Source organism: Streptomyces bobili (assembly GCF_002154575.1).
In the GTDB taxonomy this organism is placed as follows: Bacteria; Actinomycetota; Actinomycetes; order Streptomycetales; family Streptomycetaceae; genus Streptomyces; species Streptomyces bobili.
Genome location: NZ_MUBA01000003.1, coordinates 522 through 4,407 on the forward strand (window position 1 = coordinate 522; position 3,886 = coordinate 4,407).

Annotated in this window: 6 protein-coding genes; 3 read left to right on the forward strand and 3 right to left on the reverse strand. The window is 72.2% G+C overall.

The features are described from left to right. Positions 1–189: 189 nt before the first annotated feature. A complete protein-coding gene (locus BZL64_RS00330) occupies positions 190–834 on the forward strand; it encodes a PhzF family phenazine biosynthesis protein (protein ID WP_086764546.1) in 645 nt (214 codons plus the stop codon). A gap of 114 nt (positions 835–948) precedes the next feature. Further along, positions 949–1,164: a hypothetical protein gene (locus BZL64_RS00335; RefSeq protein ID WP_086764549.1), complete on the forward strand. Its 216-nt coding sequence runs from the start codon at positions 949–951 to the stop codon at positions 1,162–1,164. A gap of 72 nt (positions 1,165–1,236) precedes the next feature. Here BZL64_RS00335 and BZL64_RS00340 read toward each other — a convergent pair whose 3' ends face one another. Together BZL64_RS00340 and map are read right to left on the reverse strand one after the other, a co-directional pair. Continuing rightward, entirely contained in the window at positions 1,237–1,884 is a 648-nt protein-coding gene (locus BZL64_RS00340) for a biliverdin-producing heme oxygenase (protein WP_086764552.1), read from the reverse strand. 158 nt (positions 1,885–2,042) lie between these two features. Continuing rightward, positions 2,043–2,900 carry a type I methionyl aminopeptidase gene (gene map / locus BZL64_RS00345; protein WP_086764555.1) on the reverse strand — a complete coding sequence of 286 codons (858 nt, stop codon included), beginning with the start codon at positions 2,898–2,900 and terminating at the stop codon, positions 2,043–2,045. 58 nt (positions 2,901–2,958) lie between these two features. Between map and BZL64_RS00350 the strand changes: the two genes are divergently transcribed. Next, positions 2,959–3,192, forward strand: a complete 234-nt coding sequence (locus BZL64_RS00350; protein ID WP_086764558.1) for a hypothetical protein — start codon at positions 2,959–2,961, stop codon at positions 3,190–3,192. Positions 3,193–3,223: 31 nt separating this feature from the next. Here the strand turns inward: BZL64_RS00350 and BZL64_RS00355 are convergent, their stop codons facing one another. Then, positions 3,224–3,823 carry a hypothetical protein gene (locus BZL64_RS00355; protein ID WP_086764563.1) on the reverse strand — a complete coding sequence of 200 codons (600 nt, stop codon included), beginning with the start codon at positions 3,821–3,823 and terminating at the stop codon, positions 3,224–3,226. Positions 3,824–3,886: the final 63 nt, after the last annotated feature.

Here is a 3,886-nt window from a genome sequence, read left to right on the forward strand (position 1 = left end):
GACCAGCCCGGCCGCGAGCAGCCAGGCGGTGCCGCGCTTCTTCAGGGGGCCGACGGCGACCGCGGCCTCCGCGGCGGGCTCGGCGGGCTTGTCCAGGACGGTCATGCCGGAAGCTTAGGTTAGCCTTACCTATGCTCGCTACCTGGTCAGGGCGGACGGCGCCGTCCCTGGCAGTGCTTCAATTCCCCGGTGACTGATTACGACGTGGTCCGCGTGTTCTGCGCACCGAACGGCGGATACGGCAATGAACTCGGCGTCGTCCGCGAGGGATCGGTGCTGCCCGACCGCGACGACCGGCAGGCCCTCGCGGCGAAGCTCGGTTTCAGCGAGACGGTGTTCGTGGACGACCCCGAGCGCGGGGTCATCGACATCTACACGCCCACCCTGCGGCTGCCGTTCGCCGGACATCCCTGCGTGGGCGCGGCCTGGCTGCTCGACGTGCCCGAACTCGTCACCCCCGCCGGGGTGGTGGGCGCCCGCCTGGACGGCGAGTTCAGCTGGATCGAGGCCCGGACCGAATGGGTCCCGCCGCGCACGCTCCGTCAGTACGCCTCCGCCGCCGAGGTCGACGACCTGCCCGTGCCGCCGCGGGGCGAGTGGATCTACGCCTGGGCCTGGGAGGACGAGCCCGCCGGACGCGTCCGGGCGCGGGGCTTCCCCGGCCGCGACGACGGCATCGACGAGGACGAGGCGACCGGCGCGGCGGCCCTGCTCCTCACCGACCTGCTCGGCCGGGCCCTGAACGTCACCCAGGGCGCGGGCTCCCAGATCCTCACCGCCCCCCAGCCGTACGGCTGGGTCGAGATCGGCGGCCGGGTCCTGCTGGAGCGCTGACCCGGCGCCCCGCCGGTGGCCGGGCGCACCCCCGTACGGGTGGAGCCGCGTGTGCGGCGGGCGGCGAACGGGGACCTCTGGGCGTGATCACTCAGTCACGTTGAGAGGAGCACCATGCGCATCCGTTCTGCCCTGGCCGCCGTCGTCCTGGGCGCCGCCCTCGCCGCCGCGGGCGCCACCAGCGCCGGCGCGGCCGACCGCCACTACGAGGGCGGCGACGACAACGTCGTCTGCAGCCCGTACTTCGGCGGGATCGACACGTCCTCCAGCGACCTCTTCTGGGGCGGCGCCCACTGCGGCACCGACGTCGACTACGGCCTCAGCGACTGACATGGCTCCGGGCCCCCGCGCCGGCAGGCGAGGGGGCCCGGCCCGTCCGGCCGCACCGCACGGGGCGGTGGTTCACGCCGAGAGCGGGAACTCCTCGCCCAGCGCCCGGAACACGCCCGTGTTCAGGGCGAACGCCTTCTTGCACTCCGCCACGATCCGCTGCTTCTCCAGGTCGTCCGCGCGCACCGCGTCCAGCAGTTCCCGGTACTCCCGCTTGAAGGCGGCCGGGTTGCCGACCTCCTCGAAGACGTAGAAGCGGACGCCGTCGCCCTTCTTCTCGAAGCCCCACGCCTTCTCGGCCCGGTCGCGGATGATCTGCCCGCCGGAGAGATCGCCGAGGTAACGCGTGTAGTGGTGGGCGATGTACCCGCCCGGCCAGGACCGAGCGCACTCGCGCACCCGCTCCGCGTACGCCCGCGTCGCCGGCAGCGCGGACAGTCCCGCCCGCCATCCGGCACCCCGCAGATGCGCCAGGTCCCGCTCCAGGGCGTGCCGACGGAACAGCTGCGGGCGTATGAACGGTCCCGCCACCGGATCCGACGCCAGCCGCCCTGCCTCGGCCTCCAGCGCCTCGTACACGAACCACAGCTGCTCGGTGTAGCGCGCGTACGCGTCGACGCCGAGCCGGCCGCCGAGCAGGTCGCTCATGAAGGTGGAGGTCTCCGCCTCCACGTGCTGCTCGTGGGACGCGGTGCGGATGACTGTCGAGAAGGAGTCCATGACCCGAGTTTCTCTGGTTAGGGTTACCTAAGTCAATGTCTTGCCGACTTGCTGTCGGGAACCTTTCCGACAGCAAGTCGGTAAAAACCTACCCGGACACCGAAAAGCCCGCCCTCCGGGAAACGGAGAGCGGGCCGGGCGGGGGAGCGGTGGCCGGCTCAGGGCAGCGTGAGGATCTCCGTGCCCGTCTCCGTCACCACCAGCGTGTGCTCGAACTGGGCCGTCCGCCTGCGGTCCTTCGTCACGACCGTCCAGCCGTCGTCCCACATGTCGTACTCGTGCGTCCCCAGCGTCAGCATCGGCTCGATCGTGAACGTCATGCCGGGCTGGATCACCGTCGTCGCGTGCGGGCTGTCGTAGTGCGGGATGATCAGCCCCGAGTGGAACGACGAGTTGATGCCGTGCCCCGTGAAGTCCCGCACCACCCCGTACCCGAACCGCTTGGCGTACGACTCGATGACCCGGCCGATGATGTTGATCTGCCGGCCCGGCCGGACCGCCTTGATCGCCCGTTCCAGCGACTCCCTGGTCCGCTCCACCAGCAGCCGGCTCTCCTCGTCGACCTCCCCCACCAGGTACGTCGCGTTGTTGTCGCCGTGCACCCCGCCGATGTACGCCGTCACGTCCAGGTTGACGATGTCGCCGTCCCGCAGCACCGTCGAGTCCGGGATGCCGTGGCAGATCACCTCGTTGACGGACGTGCACAGGGACTTGGGGAAACCGCGGTAGCCCAGCGTCGACGGATAGGCGCCGTGGTCACACATGTACTCGTGCGCCACCCTGTCCAGCTCGTCGGTGGTGACGCCCGGCGCGATCAGCTTCGCCGCCTCCGCCATGGCCCGCGCGGCGATCCGCCCGGCGGTGCGCATCGCCTCGACGGTCGCGGGCGTCTGCACCTCCGGCCCGGTGTACGGGGTCGGCGCGGGCTTGCCGACGTACTCGGGACGGCGGATGTTTCCGGGCACGGAACGGAGGGGGGACAGCTCCCCGGGCGCGAGCAGCGACTGGCCAGACATGCCAGCGAGTCTAACCAGCGGCCATGGGGGAACATGACGGTGGCGAGAGGAGCTGGTCATGGCCCTGTTCAAGAAGCGCACGGTCGGCAAGCCGGGCGAGTGGTACTACTGCCTGGAGCACAAGAAGGTCGAGGAAGGGCCCGAGTGCCCGGCCAAGGACCGATTCGGCCCCTACACCACCCGGGCGGAGGCCGAGCACGCCATGCAGACGGCCCGCGACCGCAACCTCGAATGGGAGAACGACCCCAAGTGGCACGACGCCCCCGCGTCCGCCACCGAGGACGACGACTGAGGCGACGACTGATCCGACAGCCCCACGGCTGTCACCACGGGGCCGGCGGCGGTGCCGTCAGGGATTCCGCCAGCCTCGACAACCTGTCGCGCAGCCGGCGGCGGCCCCTCGGGGAGGGCACCGCCTGCTCGCCCGCCGCCGCGCTCACCAGGTGCTGCACCGTGTCCAGGTCCAGCTCCGAGCCGTCCGGCACCGCCAGGACCTCGTGGGCCAGGCCCGCCAGCTCCCCCTCACCCGGACCGAGGGCGAGCACGGTCACCCCGGCCCGCCGCGCGTCCGACACCCGCTCCAGCACGGGCACATCCCCCTGAGGCGACACCACCAGCAGGGTCTCGCCCCGCCGGGCCGCCTCGATCCGGCCGAGGCCCACCGCCAGATGCGCCGGGTCCGAGGGGCGGGCGCCGTGCCGTACCAGCGTGGGGGCCAGCTCCGGCGTACCGGACCAGGCGGCCTCGTCCACCAGATGGGCGGCCAGATGCCACGGCTCGTACGCCGTGGTGCCCACCAGCAGCAGCCCGCCCCCGTGCGCCACCACCGACCCGCGCAGCACCCCGGCGAACCGGCGGGTGGCCCCGAGCCACTCCGTCCCGGCGAGCACTTCCCGCAGCAGCGCGACCCGTACGGCGTCCATGCGACCGCATCCTGCCCCAACCCGGCGCCCGCGGCCCGGCGTTCGCCGCCGATTCCCCCGACC